The following is a 17,415-nucleotide window of genomic DNA, read 5'->3' as shown; positions in this document are numbered from 1 at the left end:
TAGTGTATTCCCGTGCCGACTACTTCGGAGACCGAGTCCAGGGCAAACCGCGGTCCCGCTGCCGGACCCTCCAACAGGCGCGCTCTCATCGCCGCTGCACGCGAGGTCTATGCCGAAGCGGGCCTCGGCGCGCCGTTCAGCCAGGTGGCCAAGCGGGCGGGGGTCGGCCAGGGCAGCCTCTACCGGCATTTCCCCGATCGCACGGCGCTCGCCGTCGCGGTGTTCGAAGACAACATCGTGGAGCTCGAGCGGTTCGCCGCAGAGCCCGACCGCACCATCGAGGACCTTCTCGACCTCGTCGCCGACCAGGCGATCGTCTCCACCGCCTTCATCGAGCTGCTCACCGTCGACCCTCAGGATCAGCGAGTGGTGCACCTGGGAGTCCGCTATCAGGACGTCGTCGCCCAGCTGCTCGAGCGCCGTCACGCGCTCGGGGAGGCGGCATCCATCGAGGTCGAAGACGTCCTTCTCGCCACCGAGATGCTCGCCTTCACCATCGCGCGCACACCGCCGAGCCGGAGAGCGGATGCCGCAGCCCGCGCCCGCGGCATCCTTCGCAGCGCATTCCGCTCGGCCGGTTCGATCCGCTGACGTCTCGTGGTGGTCGCTCAGCGCAGGTTGATATCGTTGGCCCCGGAAAGAGGGATGCGCATGGGCAGATTCATCTATGGGGCGACGAGTGAGTCCGTCGAGATCGACGATCGGGCGCTTGCGCATCTGCGCATCGTCGTCATGAACAAGCTGCGCCGATCCGAGGCGTTCATGTTCGACGTCGAGGTCGGTGACGGCAGCGGTCGGCGGAGCTTCTGGATCCACCCCTCGGTGCCGCTTCAGTTCCACTTCTTCGGGGGCCGCAGCCCGCGGATCAACCGCCTGTGGGTCGAAGAGCTGATGCAGACCGCGAGCGGACCCAACGGCCTCTCGATCATTCCGGAGCCTTCAGAAGAAGACGCGGCCGAAGCGAGCTAGGGGCTCAGTCGTCGTGCAGCTCGACCACCTGCGGGGCGTTGTCGCCCACGCCGACCGGCTCGACGTCGAAGAGCTCGGCGACGAGCGTGATGCCGCCCGACGAGTTCGCTGAGCTCGCCAGATCTTCGATCCAGCGGCGGTTCAGGTCGGGCGTCTCGGGCTCATCGAAGACGAAGCGCAGCGGGATCGACGGATTGACCCAGATCGTGCTGCGACCGCGAGGCTGATCGTCGGGGTGCTGCCATGACACGGTGAAGCTCTCGCCGCGGCGCAGCTTGGTGGCGATCACGACCTTGAGGTGCGCGAGTGCGCGGTCGTCGATGTGGATCGGCGTCGCCGAGCCGCCGTAGTAGATCGTCCCCATGAATTCACCCTAAGCCAGTTGAGATCGTGTGGTCATCATAGATTCCGCGGCCCTCTGCCGCCATTCGACAGCCCATCACAGCAGCGTGCCGGCTTCCGTCAGGACACCGCGCAGGATCTGCTCGATCTCGTCGAACTCCGCCGGCCCGGTCGTGAGAGGCGGTGCGAGCTGGATCACGGGGTCGCCGCGGTCGTCCGCACGGCAGTACAGGCCGGCGTCGTAGAGAGCCTTCGAGAGGAAGCCGCGCAGCAGCCGCTCGGACTCAGCGGCGTCGAACGTCTCGCGCGTCGCCTTGTCGCGCACGAGCTCGATCCCGAAGAAGTATCCGTCTCCGCGCACGTCCCCGACGATCGGCAGGTCGAGAAGGCGCTCGAGCGTGGCACGGAACACCGGAGAGTTCGCACGCACGCGCTCGTTGAGCTTCTCCTCCTCGAAGATGTCGAGGTTCTCCAGGGCCACGGCGGCCGAGACCGGATGCCCTGCGAACGTGTAGCCATGGGGGAAACTCACCTGCCCGTGGGCGAAGGGCTCGTGGATGCGGTCGCTCACGATGGTCGCGCCCAGCGGGGAATACCCGCTCGTCATCGCCTTCGCGCACGTGATCATGTCGGGTACGTACCCGTACGCGTCGCACGCGAACCATTCCCCGATGCGCCCGAACGCGCAGATGACCTCATCGCTCACGAGCAGCACGTCGTGCCTGTCGCAGATCTCCCGCACGCGCTGGAAGTACCCGGGTGGGGGAGGGAAGCATCCGCCCGAGTTCTGCACGGGCTCGAGGAAGACCGCGGCGACCGTCTCGGGGCCTTCGAAGAGGATCATCTCCTCGATGCGGTCGGCAGCCCATCGGCCGAAGCGCTCGAGATCCTCGGCGGGAGAGCCGCTCGCGACGAAGCCCATGTCGGGCGCACGGTAGAAGTTGGTGTTGGGAACCCGGAAACCGCCCGGCGTGACGGGCTCGAACATCTCCTTCATGCCGGGCAGCCCCGTGATCGCGAGGGCACCCTGCGTGGTGCCGTGGTACGCGATGGCGCGCGAGATCACCTTGTGCTTGGTGGGCCGGCCCACGAGCTTCCAGTACTGCTTCGCCAGCTTGAACGCCGTCTCGACGGCCTCGCCGCCGCCCGTCGAGAAGAAGACCCGGTTGAGGTCGCCCGGCGCGTAGGAGGCCAGTCGCTCGGCGAGTTCGATCGCCTTCGGGTGCGCGTACGACCAGATCGGGAAGAACGCGAGCTGCTCGGCCTGCCGCGCGGCTGCTTCGGCGAGGCGCCGGCGGCCGTGCCCCGCGTTGACCACGAAGAGGCCCGAGAGCCCGTCGATGTACCGCTTGCCGGCGGCATCCCAGATGTGGTGGCCTTCGCCGCGCACGATGATCGGGATGCCGTCACCCTCGGTCATCGCGGACTGACGGGCGAAATGCATCCAGAGATGCTCGCTCGCCATCTGCTGGAGCTCCGCCTCGGTGCGGGCACGGCGTTCGGTCATGGCCGGCATATCGTGCCTTCCGTCGGGCGTCTTCCCGACCATACCGCGCCTCCCCCGCGCCCGGTCAGGCCCGCACGGTGGCGACTTCCACGGAGACGGTACGGGCGTCGGCGGCCGTCACTTCGTGCACACGCCCCGTGAGTCGCAGGGTGGCCGACGTCTCGCGCTCGTCGCAGGAGGCGCCGACCCAGAGCTCGATGTCTCCCGGCTCGACGATCCGCACTCCCCGGCGGTCGGTGAACGACAGCCGCGCCGAGGGTACCCGGAACTGCACGACCGTGCGCTCGCCGGCCTCCAGGGCGACGCGCGCGTAGCCGAGGAGCTGTGCCACGGGACGGGCGACGCTGGCGTAGACATCCCGGGCGTACAGCTGGACGACATCCACCCCAGCGCGTGGGCCGGTGTTGAGGACGTCCAGGGTGACGACGAACTCCTCCGCGGTCTCCGACTCGGGCTGGACGGTCAGCCCGAGGTGCTGGAACGTCGTATAAGTCAGGCCATGCCCGAACGGAAGCGCGGGGGTGCTGTCGGCGCTCGTGATCTCGGTGGGGCCGCCCAGGATCGGGTGGAGGTACGTATAGGGCTGCGCCCCTGCGGAACGGGGGAGCGAGACGGGCAGGCGCCCCGAGGGCGACGTGCGCCCGGACAGGATCTCGGAGATCGCCGCGCCGCCCTCCTCTCCGGGGAAGAAGGACTGGAGGACGGCGGCAGGAGCAGCGGACCCTTCGATCGCCCACCCGATCGCGTAGGGACGACCTGACAGCACCACCATGATCGTCGGAACGCCCGTCGCCACGACCTCTTCGACGAGCCGGCGCTGCAGGCCCGGCAGCTCCAGGTCGTCGACGTCGTTGCCCTCGCCGACGGTGCCACGCCCGAACAGCCCTGCGCGATCACCGACCACGACGACGGCGACGTCGGCGGCGCGTGCGGCGTCGACCGCAGCCTGCAAGCCGCTGGTGTCGTCGCCGGTGACCTCGCAGCCGGACGCGACGTCGATCGCGGCATCCGGCAGCTCGCCCTGAAGCGCCTCGACGAAGCTCGGGATCTCGAGACCGAGAGCGACCTCCGGGTGGTGTGCCAGCACATGGTTGACGAACGAGTAGCAGCCCATCAGCGCCTCGGCGGAGTCGGCGTTCGGGCCGACCACCGCGATGCGGCGCTGGAGAGCGGGTTGCAGCGGCAGAGTCCCGTCGTTCGACAGCAGGACGACCGACTCGCCGGCCAGCCGGCGAGCGAGGTCGCGGTGGGCCGGGGTGTCCAGGTCGATCTCGGCGGGGGCCTCATCGAAGGTCTCGTCGAGCAGCCCGAGCTCCTCCTTCTCGCCGAGGACGCGCAGCACGGCTCGATCGATCAGGGCTTCGTCGACCCGGCCGTCGCGCACGGCTGCCGCGAGCGGAGCGGTGAAGGCGTCGCCCGTGGGGAGCTCGACGTCGATCCCGGCCATCAGCGCGAGAGCGGCGGCTTCGCCGAGGTCGGCCGCCACGCCGTGCATCGAGTGCAGGAACGCCACGGAGAAGTAGTCGGCGACCACGACCCCGTCGAAGCCCCAGCGCTCGCGCAGGATGCCGGTCAGGAGCTCCTCCGAGGTCGCCACCGGCACGCCGTCGATCGCGGCATACGAGTTCATGACCGAGCGGGCGCCGCCGTCGCGGACGGCCATCTCGAACGGAGGGAGCAGCACGTCGGCGAGCTCCCGCGGGCCCAGCTGCACGGGAGCGTGATTGCGCCCGGCCTGCGACCCGGAGTAGCCGACGAAGTGCTTGAGGGTGGCGTGGATGCCGGCATCCTGGAGCCCTCGCACATAGGCGGTGCCGATCGTGCCCACGACGTACGGATCCTCCGAGATGCACTCGTCGACCCGGCCCCAGCGGGGGTCTCGGATGACGTCGAGCACGGGAGCAAGTCCCTGATGGATGCCGAGCTGCCGCATGGAGTCGCCGATGAGCCGGCCCATCTCCTCCACGAGCGCGGGGTCGAAGGACGCCCCCCACGCCAGCGGAGTCGGGAAGGTCGCCGCCTTCCACGCGGCGAGGCCGGTGAGGCACTCCTCGTGCACGATCGCGGGGATGCCGAGGCGCGTCTGCTCTCGCAGCCGCCGCTGCTCGGCCCAGAGCCACGCCGCGCGCTCGAGGGGATCGACGGGCCGGGTGCCGTACACCCGGGTGAGGTGTCCGATGCCGTGCGCGGTCGCATCCTCATACCGCGTCGAGGTCACCATCTCGCCAGCCATCGGCGCGACGAGCTCGTCGCCCTGGTCGACCCAGTAGCCGACGAGCTGACCGAGCTTCTCGTCAAGGGTCATCTGCGCGTGCAGAGACTGCACCCGCTCCGATACCAGCGGGAGTCCGAGGTCGCTCATCCCTTGACCGCTCCTGTCAGGCCGCCGACGATCCGCCGTTCGAAGAGGCTGAAGAACGCCAGGGCGGGGATCATCGAGAGCGAGGTGAATGCCAGCACCTTGGCGGTGTCCACCGAGTACTGCGACGAGAACGCCTGCACGCCCAGGGGCAGGGTGAACTGCGCCTCGTCGTTCAGGATGAACAGCGGCAGCAGGTAGCCGTTCCAGCTTCCGATGAAGGCGAGGATGGCCACCGTGATGACACCGGGCACCGCGAGCGGGAGCACCATCCGCCAGAAGAACGACAGGCGACCGCATCCGTCGATGTAGGCGGCCTCCTGGATCTCGTCCGGGATCGCTTTGAGGAACGGGACGAGGATGATGATCGTGGTCGGCAGCGCGAACGCGATCTGCGGCAGGAAGACCCCCGGCAGCGTGTTCATGAGCCCGAGGTTGCGCACCACGAGGTACAGCGGCGTGATCGCCACGGTGATCGGGAACATCAGGCCCGCGGCGAACAGCGCGTACAGCGCCCCGCGCCCGGCGAAGCTGTACCTGGCGATCACATAGCTGGCCATGAGTCCGAGCACCACCGCGCCGACGGTGGTCGCGACCGCGACCATCGTCGAGTTCAGTACTTCGAGCCAGAACACCCCGCTCGTCAGGACGTCGACGTAGTTCTGCGGGTTCCAGCTGACCGGCAGGCCCGACGGATCGACGGTGATCTCGGAGTTCGTGCGGAAGCCGCCGATGATGATGTACAGCACGGGGCCCAGCATCAGCGCGATGACGACCAGGGCGATGAAGTAGACCGTCGGGCTGCCCCAGGGGAGCTTGTTCACATCGCGCCGGCGTCCCGCCGACGTCTCGCGAGTGGTGATGGTGCGGGTGCTCATCGAGTCGATGGAGCTCACTTCACGCCCCTCTCTGTGATGGCCCCCGCCGTGTCACGGCGCAGGATCGTGCGCTGGTAGATCAGCGCGACCACCAGCGAGATGACGAAGATGACGACGGCGACGGCGCTGCCGTATCCGAAATTGCCCGAGTTGCGCCCGGTGGCGACCATGTAGATCGCCATCGTGTTGGTGCCGGCGACGGATGAGACGTACTGACCCCAGATGATGTACACGAGATCGAAGAGCTGGAGCGCGCCGATGATGGACAGGAACGCCCAGATGCGCAGCGTGGGGCCCAGCAGCGGGAGGGTGATGGTCCGCTGGATCTGCCAATAGGACGCGCCGTCGATCGCGGCCGCCTCGTTCAGCTCCTGGGGAATCCCCTGGAGTCCTGCGAGGAAGAGGATGACGGCGAAGCCGATGTACTTCCAGGTGAGGATCGCCATGAGCGTCCAGATCGCGATGCGGGGGTCGGAGAGCCAGTCCTGGGCGAGCCAGCCGAGGCCGACCCTCTCGAGGAAGCCGTTCACGGCTCCGTTCGTGGCCAGCATGAGGCTGAACCCGGTGCCGACGATGACCTCGGCGATCACGTACGGAACGAAGATGAGGATGCGGATCACGGACTGACCGCGCATCTTCCGGTTGAGCAGCAGCGCCAGCAGGATCGCGATCGGGCCCTGGAGCACGAGTGAGGCGACCACGATGAAGGCGTTGTGCCCCAGCGCCTGCTGGAAGATCGGGTCGGTGAAGATCGTGACGTAGTTCTGCAGGCCGATGAAGTCGGTCGCCGGGCCGAAGCCGGACCAGCGGAAGAACCCGTAGTACCCGGCCATGATGACGGGGACGATCACGAAGCCGACGAAGAAGATCACGGCCGGCCCCACCAGGATCATGACCTCGAGGCGGCCGGCCCATCCCAGGCCTCGCGGGCGCCGGCGGCCTGGCGGCACCGACGGGGGCGGCGTGGTGCCGCCCCCGTTGTGCTCTGCAAGGCCGCGAGCGTCAGAAGACATCTCGCGGGTGGACACGATCAGCCCTGCTTGCCTGCCGCGTTGACCGCGTCGACGAGCTTCTGCGGGTCGCTGTTGCCGGCGAGCATGTCGACGACCGCCACGTTCAGGGCGTTGCCGACGTTCTGGCCGAGCACCGTGTCGAGCCACTGCGAGACGAACGGAGCGTTGTTGAACGCCTCGAGGATCTGCTGGAGGTACGGCTCGGTGACGGCCTCCTGCGCCACGGTGTTGACCGGCGGCGAGTTGAAGGCCTTGTAGTACGCGGTCTGCTGATCGGCGCTGGCGACGAAGTTCAGGAAGTCCGCGCACTCGTCCGGGGCATCGACCGAGCATGAGTAGCCGTCGACGCCGCCCATCATCGAGCCCGGCTCGCCGTCACCACCCGAGACCTCGGGGAAGGGGAACCATGCGAGGTCGGGAAGCGGCTTCTCGTCGGGCGTCAGCGATGCGATCACGCCCGGGTCCCACGCGCCCATGAGCTCCATGGCGGCCTGGCGATTGGCGATGAGCCCGGCCGAGCTGCCCGCGCCCTGCTGGGGCTCGGTGGTGAGGAACCCCTCGTTGAACGGGTCGATCGCCGCGAAGTCCTCCAGGTCCTCGCCGGCGCGAAGCCAGCACTCGTCGCTGAAGTCCTTCGTGTCGCCCGTCTCCTCGATGACCTTCGGGCTGCACTCGCGGATGGCGAAGAAGTAGTACCAGTGCGCGGCAGGCCACGCGGCCTTCGCGCCCAGGGCGATCGGCGCGATGCCGGTCTCCTTGAGGCTCGCCACCGCGTCCTTGAGGTCGTCGACGGTCTCGGGAGTCGCCGTGATGCCGGCCTTGTCGAAGGCGTCCTGGCTGTAGAAGAACCCACCGGGCAGGACGGAGAGCGGCATCGCCCACACCTTGTCCTGATACGTCTCCGCGGCGAACGAGCCCTCGGGGATCTCGCCCTTGACATCGTCCGAGACGAGGCCGGTCAGGTCCTTCAGCTGGCCGGCGTTGACCATCGCGGTCATCTTGCCGCCGCCGCGCTGCAGGAAGATGTCGGGCGCGTCGCCCGCGTTCAGAGCCGTCTGCAGCTTGCCGTCCATGTCCTCGTTCTGGACCGACTGCATCTTGATCGTGACGTCCGGGTTCTCATCCTCGAACGCGGCGATGGCATCCTTCCAGAACTGCTGACCGGGGCCCGTCGTGGAGTTCTGCCACAGCGTCATCTCGACCTTGCCGTCGCTGCTCTCGTTCGAGCCGCCTGCACTGCAGCCGGCGAGCGCCAGAGCGCCGACGATGAGTGCGGCGGACCCGGCGAGGATCCTGTTGCGCGTCATGTGATTCCCGTTCTCTTCTTTGAGGAGCACCTCTGCTCCGGGGTGCGGTGGGGCGCGATCCGTCTGCGCCCGCTCGGCGTGCTGTCCGAGCGGGAAAAGTCTCCGATGCCAACAAATATCTGTCAAACGTTTTCGAAAACGTTTTTCAACCCGTTATGATTTCGAGATCATGGAGCGACGTCCGACGATCATGGATGTGGCGGCTGCGGCCGGCGTCTCGGTGGCGACCGTGTCGAAAGCCGTCAACGGACGCTACGGCGTCGCTCCCGAGACGGTGGACCGCGTGCTCGCCGTCGTCGAGGACCTCGGCTACGAGTCGAGCCTCATCGCGAGCAGCATGAGGTCGCGCACCACGGGCGTGATCGGCGTGCTCGTCGCGGATTTCGAGCCGTTCAGCGCAGAGATCCTCAAGGGGGTCGGTCTCGCGCTGAGCGACTCGCACTTCGATCTGCTCGCCTACTCGGGCTCGCACGGCACCGCCGAGGGCTGGGAGCGCCGATCCCTCTCACGGCTCAGCGGCACGCTCATCGACGGTGCCATCATCGTCACTCCCACCGTGGTGACCGTGGGCACCGAGGTTCCGATCGTCGCGATCGACCCGCACACCGGCCCGGCCGATCTGCCGACGGTCGAGTGCGACAGCTTCGGCGGGGCGCTGCAGGCGACGCGCCACCTCATCGAGCTGGGCCACCGCCGCATCGGCTTCATCGCGGGCAGGACCGACCTGCGCTCATCGATCGCGCGCGACGCCGGGTACCGGAGGGCGCTGGCGAATGCCGGCATCCCCCTCGATCCCGCCCTGGTCGGTGCGGGCAGCTACCGTCAGGACGCCGTGCGGGTCGCCGCCCTCGAGATGCTGAGACGCAAGGAGCGCCCCACTGCCATCTTCGCGGCGAACGACATCTCGGCGCTCGAGATCGTGAAGGTCGCCGCCGAGCTCGGACTCGATGTCCCTCAGGATCTGTCGATCATCGGGTTCGACGACGTGCCGGAGGCATCGGCCGCGAGCCCCGGGCTTTCGACGGTCCGTCAGCCGATGCAGACCCTCGGGGCGGAGGCTGCCCGGATGCTGCTCGCGCTCATGCGCGGCGAGACGTTGAAGGCCACGCATCTGAAGCTGGCGACCCGCCTCGTTCCCCGGGGAACGACGGCGGCACCAGCCTGAAAGGACGTGGGCGGCGTCAGCGCAGCGTGATGCCCGCGGGGTCTCTCAGGAGTTCGGCGAACGCCGCCTCGGCCGCCCCGAAGAGCAGGCGATCCTCCCCGAGGGCCGCCGGGCAGATCTGAAGGTCTTCGCCGTTCGCGGGCATGGTCTGGCTCACCACGGTGCGCGTGAAGCCCTCGAGATCGTGAGAGGCCAGCATCCCGAGGAATCCGCCCAGGACGACGACGGCAGGATTCAGCACGTTCACCGCATTCGCGAGCGCCGTGGCCAGGATGCGGCGCTGTCGCGCGATCTCCTCGTCCACATCGGGCGTGCGGGTGGTGCGCAGCAGCTGCTCCAGCGTGGGCTCGTCGACGTTGCTGCGGCCGAGCGCTGCGAGCAGGCGTGCGCGACTCACCTCGTCCTCGAGCACGCCGTCGCCCGCCCGGCGATCGGCGGGAGAGGCGATGCCGGGCCGGTTCTGGCCGAACTCTCCCGAGTACCCCGAGGCGCCGCCGATCGGCATCCCCTGCACGATCAGTCCGCCGCCGATGCCGCTCGCCCCGCCGTTGAGGTAGACGATGTCATCGATCCCGCGGGCAGCGCCGAACAGGTGCTCGGCCAGCGCCCCCATGGCGGCGTCGTTGCCGACAGCGGTGGCCAGCCCGGTCGCCGATTCGATCAGCTCGCGCAGGGCGACGTCGCTCCACGCCAGGTGGGGCGCATCCCGCACCAGCCCGTCCGACGAGCGCACGAGACCGGGAACCGCGACGCCGACGCCCACGATGACGGCGTCCGCGAACTCCTCTGCGCGCCACGCGTCGACACGCTCGCCGATCAGGGCGGCTGTCTGCTCGGGGCCGATGAGGCCCGACATCTCGATGCGCTCCCTGCGGCGGACGGTGCGGTCCAGCCCGATGGCACCCATCGTGAGCGCGTCGACTTCGGGGTTGACCGCGATCGCGATGACCCGCGGGTCTGCGCCCACGAGCGGTGAGGGCCTTCCCACGCGGCGGCTGGGGTCGGGTGCGTGCTCCTCCACCAGACCGAGGCTGACGAGGTCGCCCACGAGATCGGCGATCGTCGAGCGATTCAGTCCCGTGGCAACCGTGAGGGTCGCGCGCGAGACGGGTCCGTCGAGATGCGCGAGGCGCAGTAGCCGTGCGAGGTTCGCTTGCCGGCTGCCGACCGTCTCATTCATGCGACAGCCGCGACAGTGGCGCGTGTGGGTGGCCAGGTGGCGGGACAGGACACGCGAGCAGTATACGTTGCGTGCGACAACAATCCGTGGCGCGGATCGCTGGACTCGGCATCCAGAATGAGATAGGTTGTCGTCCGCAACATTTAATTCATCGTCGAATGAGGAGCGTCATGCCCACCCCCACCACCTCCGACAAGTTCTCGTTCGGTCTCTGGACCATCGGGTACAACGGCACCGATCCTTTCGGCGGCCCCACGCGCCACCCGCTCGACGTCGTGCACGCCGTCGAGAAGCTCGCCGAGCTCGGCGCCTACGGGCTGACGTTCCACGACGACGACCTGTTCGCCTTCGGATCGACGGATGCTGAGCGCCAGACGCAGATCGACCGCCTCAAGGGCGTGCTCGCCGACACCGGCCTCATCATCCCGATGGTGACCACCAACCTCTTCTCGGCGCCGGTCTTCAAGGACGGCGGCTTCACGTCCAACGACCGCCAGGTGCGCCGCTTCGCGCTGCGGAAGGTCTTCCGCCAGCTCGACCTCGGTGCCGAGCTGGGCGCCAAGACGTTCGTCATGTGGGGTGGGCGTGAGGGCGCGGAGTACGACTCGGCGAAGGACATCCGCGCCGCGCTCGAGCGCTACCGCGAGGCCGTGAACCTGCTCGGCGACTACGTCACCGACAAGGGCTACGACATCCGCTTCGCGATCGAGCCGAAGCCGAACGAGCCCCGCGGCGACATCCTGCTGCCGACCCTCGGGCACGCGCTCGCGTTCATCGACTCGCTCGAGCGCCCTGAGCTCGTCGGCCTCAACCCCGAGGTCGGGCACGAGCAGATGGCAGGCCTCAACTTCGCCGCGGGAATCGCCCAAGCGCTGTATCACGGCAAGCTCTTCCACATCGACCTCAACGGCCAGCGCGGCATCAAGTACGACCAGGACCTGGTGTTCGGCCACGGCGACCTGCACAACGCCTTCGCGCTCGTGGACCTGCTCGAGAACGGCGGCCCCGGCGGCGTCCCGGCCTACGAGGGCCCGCGTCACTTCGACTACAAGCCGAGCCGCACGGAGGACGAGAAGGGCGTGTGGGAGTCCGCCGCCGCGAACATGCAGACCTACCTGCTGCTCAAGGAGCGCGCCGCGGCCTTCCGCGCCGACCCCGAGGTGCAGGAGGCGCTCGAAGCCGCGCGCGTGCCCGAGCTGTCGGTCCCGACGCTCAGCGAGGGCGAGACGTACGACGACTTCCTCGCCGACCGCTCGGCGTACGAGGACTTCGACGCCGGCCAGTACCTGGGGGGCAAGGGCTTCGGCTTCGTCCGCCTGCAGCAGCTGGCCACCGAGCACCTGCTCGGCGCTCGCTGACCCGACCCCGTCGGGTTCGCCCGGCATCCCTGCATACCGTGTCCCACTTTCTGTCGCCTGAGCCTGCTCGGTGCGGTGGAAAGTGGGACATGGTTGCTGCACCGTTGGGTTCGCCCGGCATCCCTCCGTACCGTGTCCCACTTTCTGTCGCCTGAGCCTGCTCGGTGCGGTGGAAAGTGGGACATGGTCGCCCCGACTCGGGAGAAGAACGCATGGTCCTCGTCATGGGAGTCGACTCGTCGACCCAGTCCTGCAAGGTCGTGATCACGGATGCCGCCACCGGCGCCGTCGTGCGCCAGGGGCGCGCGTCGCACCCGGACGGCACGGAGGTCGATCCCGCTCATTGGTGGATCGCACTGCAGTCCGCCCTCGGGGACTCGGCGCGGGGGCTCGCGAACGGCGCGGGCGCGCTCGACGACGTGGCGGCCTGGGCGATCGGCGGGCAGCAGCACGGGCTGGTCGCACTCGACGAGGAGGGCCGGGTCATCCGTCCCGCTCTGCTCTGGAACGACACCCGCTCGGCGGGTGCCGCGAGCGACCTCATCGCCGAGTTCGGTGCCCAGTCCCTGGCCGAGCGCACCGGCCTCGTCCCGGTCGCCTCCTTCACGATCACCAAGCTCCGCTGGCTGCGCGACCACGAGCCCGAGAATGCGGCGCGGGTCGCCGCGGTGGCGCTCCCGCACGACTGGCTGACGTGGCGCCTGCGCGGCTTCGGCCCGGCGGCGGAGTCGCCGCGGGGCCCGGTGCTCGAAGAACTCGTCACGGATCGATCGGATGCCTCGGGAACGGGCTACTGGAACCCCGAGACGGGTGGCTACGACCGCGACCTGCTCGTCGCCGCGCTCGGTCATGACGCCCTGCTTCCCCGTGTGCTCGGACCCCTCGAGTGGGTCGAGGATTCCGATGGCCGCCGTGTCGGCCCCGGCGCCGGCGACAACGCCGGCGCCGCCCTGGGGCTGGGCGCGGGCCCCGGCGACGTCGTGGTGTCGATCGGAACGAGCGGCACGGTCTTCGCGGTGAGCGAGACGCGCACGATCGACCCCACCGGCACCGTCGCGGGCTTCGCCGACGCGGACGGGCACTTCCTGCCGCTCGTCGCGACGCTGAACGCCGCACGCGTGCTCGATGCGATCGGTCGGCTGCTGGGCGTCGACCACACCGAGCTCTCGCGGCTCGCCCTCGCGGCCCAGCCGGGTGCGGGGGGACTCTCGCTGGTGCCCTACTTCGAGGGGGAGCGCACCCCCAACCTTCCCGACGCGACGGCGTCTCTCCTCGGCATGACCCTCGCCTCGACGACTCGCGAGAACCTCGCGCGGGCAGCGGTGGAGGGGATGCTGTCAGGGCTCGGCGCCGGCCTCGAAGCCGTCCGGGGGCTCGGGGTCTCGCTCGAGCGGGCGCTCCTCGTGGGAGGCGGCGCGCAGTCCGAGGCGGTGCGGCTCATCGCACCGCAGGTGCTCGGCGTGCCCGTCGAGGTGCCTGAGCCGGGGGAGTACGTGGCGCTGGGCGCCGCCCGGCAGGCCGCGCGGGTCGCGTTGGCCTGAGTCGTCTGCACAACTCCGGAGATCCGGCGACAATCCGGGCCTCCGAGTCGGTTTCCGGGCGCTTCGCGCGGAATCGACGGAGTTGTGCAGGCGCTGCCCGGGAGTTCGGCTCTGGTGCTGCGTGCCGGTCGAGGCGCCAGAGCCAGGGAAGTACGTCGCGGTCGGCGTCGCGCGGCAGGCGAGGCGCGTGCCACTGGGCTGAGGCGTCTGCACAACTCCGGTGATCCTGCGCGCAAACGGGGCCTCCGGGCCGTTTTCCCGACGCTTCGCGCGGAATCGACGGAGTTGTGCAGGCGCTGCCCGCCGACGTGCCGCCCGGGCCGCGCCGACGTGCTGCAGGCGCTCCCACTGACGTACCGCCGTAGCGTCCGATCTGCCGCCGAAGAGGCGCTTCACAGCAGGCGTATAGGAGGCCTGCGTAGGTTGTCGTCATGGCGATCACCGCGGACGACGGGTCTCTCACAGTCTCTGCCTCGCAGCTGCGTGAGCTCCGCGATGAGACCGAGCGGTTTCTTCTCCAGTACGGCTTCGGGATGCGCGAGATCGAGACCAAGCTCAGCATTCTCCGCGAGGAATTCGAGCACACCCACTCGTACAATCCCATCGAGCACGTCTCCAGCCGCGTGAAGTCGCCCGACAGCCTGGTGGAGAAGGTCGTCCGCAAGGGCATCGAGCCCGACTTCGAGACCATCCGGGCCGAGATCACCGACATCGCCGGCGTGCGGGTGACCTGCAGCTTCGTCTCGGACGTCTATCGCCTCTTCGACCTGCTCGTGCAGCACGACGACATCACCGTCCGCCGCGTGAAGGACTACATCGCCGAGCCCAAGCCGAACGGCTACCAGAGCCTGCACGCGATCCTCGAAGTGCCGGTCTTCCTCTCGACCGGCCGCGTGCTGGTGCCCGTCGAGGTGCAGTTCCGCACGATCGCGATGGACTTCTGGGCGAGTCTCGAGCACAAGATCTACTACAAGTACGACACCGAGGTTCCCGCCCGCCTGCTCGCCGAGCTCAAGGACGCCGCCCACTCCGCCGCTGCCCTCGACCAGCGCATGCAGCGGCTGCACCGCGAGCTGCACGGACCGCGCCCGGCTCGTATGGTCTCGATCTGACTCCTCACCCGACCCGCGGCGGGGCAGAATGAACGGGATGCCGAAGGCTCCCGCACAGGATGACCTCGACGCGATCGCCGTCGAGCTGTACGCCCTGCCCCCCGCAAAGTTCACTGCGGCGCGCAATGCGCGGGCGGGAGCGTCCGAGCGCGCCCTGGGGGCGCTCATCAAGCGCCTGCCCAAGCCCGGGGTCGCGGCGTGGGCCGTCAGCCTGCTCGCGCGCGAGGGGCAGCTGGGCGACGCCCTCGAGCTTGCCGCCGCGCTGCGCGAAGCACAGGACGACCTCGACGCGGCCGAACTCAACCGCCTGGGCGCACAGCGCCGTTCGCTGGTGGCGGCGCTCTCCAAGCAGGCGGTGGCCCTGTCGGGGGAGCGCGGTGTGACGGTGAGTCCCGCGACGCGTGACGACATCGAGAAGACGATCAACGCTGCGGTGATGGATGCCGGAGCCGCCGCCGCTGTCATGACGGGCCGCCTGGTCCGACCCCTGGAGGCGACCGGCTTCGACGCCGTCGATCTCACCGACGCGGTGGGCGGCAGTGCGCCGGACGGCACTCCGGCACTCCCGGCGCCCTCTCGGGACGACCTCGCCGAGCGTCGTGCGCGCAAGGAGGCGGAGAAGGCCGTCCGAGAAGCCGAGCAGGCGGAGTCCGAGGCCCAGCGCACGCTCGCACGGGTCGAGGCGAAACTGGGCAAGGCTCGCGAGCGCGCCGACCACCTCCACGAGCGGCTCGACGAGCTGCGGGCCGAAGCGGCGCGCCTCGAAGCCGACGCGGAGAGGGCGGATGCCGAGGTCGACCGGGTGGACGAGGAGCGAGCGGAAGCGGCATCCGTGGTCCGCACGGCGCAGCAGAAGGCAGAAGGAGCCCGCGCCCAGCGCGACGAACGCTCCCCGCGGTGACACGCGGTCCCACGGCATCGCTAGCCTGATCCCGTGAGCCCGCAGAACGTCACCCTCGTCCTGATCTTCGTCCTCGCGGTGGTGGCGCCCATTCTGGCCCGGGCGCTCGGCCGCTGGGTGCGTGTGCCCATCGTGGTGTTCGAGCTCGTGCTCGGCATCATCATCGGCCCATCCGTGCTCGGATGGGCGCACGAGACGCCCTTCGTCGACGTCCTGTCGAACTTCGGGCTGGCGATGCTGTTCTTCGTCGCGGGATCCGAGATCGAGTTCGGGGCCTTTCAGGGCCGCACCGGTCGCCGGGCCGTCGGGGGATGGTTCATCAGTCTCGCGGCAGGCGTGCTCGCGGGCTGGCTCATCGCGCCCGGCGAGGCCGCCGTCGTCATCGGCGTCGCACTCTGCTCGACCGCGCTCGGCACCCTCGTGCCGATCCTCCGCGACGACGGCCAGCTGCACACCCCGTTCGGCCGATCCATCTCGGCGATCGGCGCGGTGGGAGAGTTCGGGCCCCTCATCGCGATCTCGCTCTTCCTCGGCGGGCGCGAGCCGGGTGTGGCGACGGTCGTCCTCCTGCTGTTCATCGCCGTGGTGGGGGCGACGATCTGGTGGGCGTTCCGGGTGCCGCAGGGGGCGCTGCACCGGGCCGTCAACCTGTCGCTGCACACGTCGGGCCAGTTCGCCATCCGGGTCGTGTTCTTCTCTCTTGCCGTACTCGTCGCGGTGAGCATGGTGCTCGACCTCGACATGCTCCTGGGCGCGTTCGCGGCGGGAGTCGTCTGGAAGCTGATCATGCGCGACGCCAAGGAGGCGGATCGTGAGGCGGTGGAGAGCAAGGTGGAGGCGATCGCCTTCGGCTTCCTCGTGCCGGTCTTCTTCATCTACACGGGCGTGACATTCGACCTCGCGGCGCTGCTCGCGGACCCCATCCTGCTGCTCGTGCTCCCGCTGCTGCTCGTCGTGCTGCTGGTCATCCGCGGGCTCCCGGCAATGCTCGCCGCGCCACAGGACGCCAGCCGCCGAGATCGCGTCGCGGTGATGTTCTTCGGGGCGACTGCGCTCCCGATCATCGTCGCCGTGACCGCGATCGGCGTCGACGAGGAGATCATCACGAGCGGGACGGCCTCGGTGCTGGTGGGGGCCGGGATGCTGTCGGTGCTGCTGTTCCCGCTCATCGGATCGCTCGTGCGCCAGGAGCCCGTCACGGCCACGGCGCCGCTCGAGGACGACCTGGCATGAGCCTGACCACGATCCTCGACGGCGCACGCGTGCGTCTCGAGGGTCTCCCGCGCGAAGCGCTGGGCGAGGTGGTCGTTCCCCGGCGCATCCTCGGCATCTCGCGGGCGACACGTATCGAGCCCCGCGGCACGGCTTGGCACCTCGGCGTGCTCCTGCTGACCGACGACGCCGTGCTGTCGACGGGCCAGATCATCCGGGCGCGGGCAGAAGCGCCACGAGGCTTCACCGCCGAGTCGCAGCGCGAGCGTGCAGTGCTCGCGGGAGCGGCGCGGCGCGGTGGATTCGATGAAGGCCAGACCGTGCACGTCGGCTGGCACACCATCGATCTCGACGCCGTCGCGGGCGGCGCGGCATCCGGTCCGCTCGGTCTGCAGGCCGGCGTGCCCAGTGTCCGCTGGAGCGCAGCGGGCGGATGGGTTCAGCTCGAGGGCTATCTCGACGAGCGCATCGCGCTGCTCGCGCAGCCGCCGCTCGGCGCCGGCTGAACCCGGCGATGACCAGACTGCGGGGCATGGACCTGGGCCCGACCGTGCTCAGCGCTTGTCAAGCC

General features: G+C 69.3%; 16 protein-coding genes. 9 read left to right on the top strand and 7 right to left on the bottom strand.

From position 1 onward, the window contains the following. The first annotated feature begins 12 nt into the window (after window positions 1–12). Window positions 13–591, top strand: coding sequence for a TetR/AcrR family transcriptional regulator (locus AC1DP3_RS00245; RefSeq protein ID WP_477290089.1), 579 nt, complete (start codon window positions 13–15; stop codon window positions 589–591). Window positions 592–651: 60 nt separating this feature from the next. Next, window positions 652–969, top strand: a complete 318-nt coding sequence (locus AC1DP3_RS00240) for a DUF7882 family protein (RefSeq protein WP_477290087.1) — start codon at window positions 652–654, stop codon at window positions 967–969. Window positions 970–973: 4 nt separating this feature from the next. Here AC1DP3_RS00240 and AC1DP3_RS00235 read toward each other — a convergent pair whose 3' ends face one another. The 6 genes from AC1DP3_RS00235 to AC1DP3_RS00210 all read right to left on the bottom strand — a co-directional run bounded on the left by AC1DP3_RS00235 (window position 974) and on the right by AC1DP3_RS00210 (window position 8,375). Next, window positions 974–1,333: a DUF7882 family protein gene (locus AC1DP3_RS00235; RefSeq protein WP_477290085.1), complete on the bottom strand. Its 360-nt coding sequence runs from the start codon at window positions 1,331–1,333 to the stop codon at window positions 974–976. 75 nt (window positions 1,334–1,408) lie between these two features. Then, window positions 1,409–2,818 carry an aspartate aminotransferase family protein gene (locus AC1DP3_RS00230; protein ID WP_477290083.1) on the bottom strand — a complete coding sequence of 470 codons (1,410 nt, stop codon included), beginning with the start codon at window positions 2,816–2,818 and terminating at the stop codon, window positions 1,409–1,411. A 64-nt stretch (window positions 2,819–2,882) separates the two neighbouring features. After that, complete coding sequence (locus tag AC1DP3_RS00225) at window positions 2,883–5,180, bottom strand: beta-xylosidase/alpha-l-arabinosidase (RefSeq protein ID WP_477290081.1); 2,298 nt, start codon at window positions 5,178–5,180, stop codon at window positions 2,883–2,885. Continuing rightward, window positions 5,177–6,055 carry a carbohydrate ABC transporter permease gene (locus AC1DP3_RS00220; RefSeq protein WP_477290716.1) on the bottom strand — a complete coding sequence of 293 codons (879 nt, stop codon included), beginning with the start codon at window positions 6,053–6,055 and terminating at the stop codon, window positions 5,177–5,179. The genes AC1DP3_RS00225 and AC1DP3_RS00220 overlap by 4 nt, the downstream gene beginning before the upstream one ends. A 14-nt stretch (window positions 6,056–6,069) precedes the next feature. Further along, window positions 6,070–7,068: a carbohydrate ABC transporter permease gene (locus AC1DP3_RS00215; protein WP_477290079.1), complete on the bottom strand. Its 999-nt coding sequence runs from the start codon at window positions 7,066–7,068 to the stop codon at window positions 6,070–6,072. A gap of 17 nt (window positions 7,069–7,085) precedes the next feature. After that, window positions 7,086–8,375, bottom strand: a complete 1,290-nt coding sequence (locus AC1DP3_RS00210; RefSeq protein WP_477290077.1) for an ABC transporter substrate-binding protein — start codon at window positions 8,373–8,375, stop codon at window positions 7,086–7,088. Between the two features lie 169 nt (window positions 8,376–8,544). Here AC1DP3_RS00210 and AC1DP3_RS00205 point away from each other — a divergent pair, with 169 nt between their 5' ends. Continuing rightward, window positions 8,545–9,540, top strand: coding sequence for a LacI family DNA-binding transcriptional regulator (locus tag AC1DP3_RS00205; RefSeq protein WP_477290075.1), 996 nt, complete (start codon window positions 8,545–8,547; stop codon window positions 9,538–9,540). Window positions 9,541–9,556: 16 nt separating this feature from the next. Here the strand turns inward: AC1DP3_RS00205 and AC1DP3_RS00200 are convergent, their stop codons facing one another. Beyond that, window positions 9,557–10,720: an ROK family protein gene (locus AC1DP3_RS00200; RefSeq protein WP_477290073.1), complete on the bottom strand. Its 1,164-nt coding sequence runs from the start codon at window positions 10,718–10,720 to the stop codon at window positions 9,557–9,559. A gap of 170 nt (window positions 10,721–10,890) precedes the next feature. Here AC1DP3_RS00200 and xylA point away from each other — a divergent pair, with 170 nt between their 5' ends. The 6 genes from xylA (at window position 10,891) to AC1DP3_RS00170 (ending at window position 17,350) form a co-directional block, all read left to right on the top strand. After that, window positions 10,891–12,078: a xylose isomerase gene (gene xylA / locus AC1DP3_RS00195; protein WP_477290071.1), complete on the top strand. Its 1,188-nt coding sequence runs from the start codon at window positions 10,891–10,893 to the stop codon at window positions 12,076–12,078. A gap of 212 nt (window positions 12,079–12,290) precedes the next feature. After that, complete coding sequence (xylB, locus tag AC1DP3_RS00190; RefSeq protein ID WP_477290070.1) at window positions 12,291–13,619, top strand: xylulokinase; 1,329 nt, start codon at window positions 12,291–12,293, stop codon at window positions 13,617–13,619. Window positions 13,620–14,050: 431 nt separating this feature from the next. Next, entirely contained in the window at window positions 14,051–14,731 is a 681-nt protein-coding gene (locus AC1DP3_RS00185) for a GTP pyrophosphokinase (protein WP_477290068.1), read from the top strand. 37 nt (window positions 14,732–14,768) lie between these two features. Continuing rightward, window positions 14,769–15,632: a transposase gene (locus tag AC1DP3_RS00180; protein ID WP_477290066.1), complete on the top strand. Its 864-nt coding sequence runs from the start codon at window positions 14,769–14,771 to the stop codon at window positions 15,630–15,632. Between the two features lie 33 nt (window positions 15,633–15,665). Further along, window positions 15,666–16,865 (top strand): cation:proton antiporter, encoded by a 1,200-nt coding sequence (locus AC1DP3_RS00175; protein WP_477290064.1) that lies wholly within the window; start codon window positions 15,666–15,668, stop codon window positions 16,863–16,865. Next, window positions 16,862–17,350, top strand: a complete 489-nt coding sequence (locus tag AC1DP3_RS00170) for a glutaminase (protein ID WP_477290062.1) — start codon at window positions 16,862–16,864, stop codon at window positions 17,348–17,350. The genes AC1DP3_RS00175 and AC1DP3_RS00170 overlap by 4 nt, the downstream gene beginning before the upstream one ends. Window positions 17,351–17,415 lie beyond the last annotated feature (65 nt).

The organism is Microbacterium sp. P5_B6, assembly GCF_056400345.1.
The sequence above is the reverse complement of the archived record's forward strand: the minus strand, read 5'-3'. Positions and strand labels throughout refer to the sequence as shown.

Excerpts from the sequence above, each read along its gene's own strand:
- AC1DP3_RS00240 (WP_477290087.1), top strand. The coding sequence starts at position 652 with ATGGGCAGATTCATCTATGGGGCGACGAGTGAGTCCGTCGAGATCGAC.
- AC1DP3_RS00235 (WP_477290085.1), bottom strand. The coding sequence starts at position 1,333 with ATGGGGACGATCTACTACGGCGGCTCGGCGACGCCGATCCACATCGAC.
- AC1DP3_RS00230 (WP_477290083.1), bottom strand. The coding sequence starts at position 2,818 with ATGACCGAACGCCGTGCCCGCACCGAGGCGGAGCTCCAGCAGATGGCG.
- AC1DP3_RS00225 (WP_477290081.1), bottom strand. The coding sequence starts at position 5,180 with ATGAGCGACCTCGGACTCCCGCTGGTATCGGAGCGGGTGCAGTCTCTG.
- AC1DP3_RS00220 (WP_477290716.1), bottom strand. The coding sequence starts at position 6,055 with ATGAGCACCCGCACCATCACCACTCGCGAGACGTCGGCGGGACGCCGG.
- AC1DP3_RS00215 (WP_477290079.1), bottom strand. The coding sequence starts at position 7,068 with ATGTCTTCTGACGCTCGCGGCCTTGCAGAGCACAACGGGGGCGGCACC.
- AC1DP3_RS00210 (WP_477290077.1), bottom strand. The coding sequence starts at position 8,375 with ATGACGCGCAACAGGATCCTCGCCGGGTCCGCCGCACTCATCGTCGGC.
- AC1DP3_RS00205 (WP_477290075.1), top strand. The coding sequence starts at position 8,545 with ATGGAGCGACGTCCGACGATCATGGATGTGGCGGCTGCGGCCGGCGTC.
- AC1DP3_RS00200 (WP_477290073.1), bottom strand. The coding sequence starts at position 10,720 with ATGAATGAGACGGTCGGCAGCCGGCAAGCGAACCTCGCACGGCTACTG.
- xylA (WP_477290071.1), top strand. The coding sequence starts at position 10,891 with ATGCCCACCCCCACCACCTCCGACAAGTTCTCGTTCGGTCTCTGGACC.
- xylB (WP_477290070.1), top strand. The coding sequence starts at position 12,291 with ATGGTCCTCGTCATGGGAGTCGACTCGTCGACCCAGTCCTGCAAGGTC.
- AC1DP3_RS00185 (WP_477290068.1), top strand. The coding sequence starts at position 14,051 with ATGGCGATCACCGCGGACGACGGGTCTCTCACAGTCTCTGCCTCGCAG.
- AC1DP3_RS00180 (WP_477290066.1), top strand. The coding sequence starts at position 14,769 with ATGCCGAAGGCTCCCGCACAGGATGACCTCGACGCGATCGCCGTCGAG.
- AC1DP3_RS00170 (WP_477290062.1), top strand. The coding sequence starts at position 16,862 with ATGAGCCTGACCACGATCCTCGACGGCGCACGCGTGCGTCTCGAGGGT.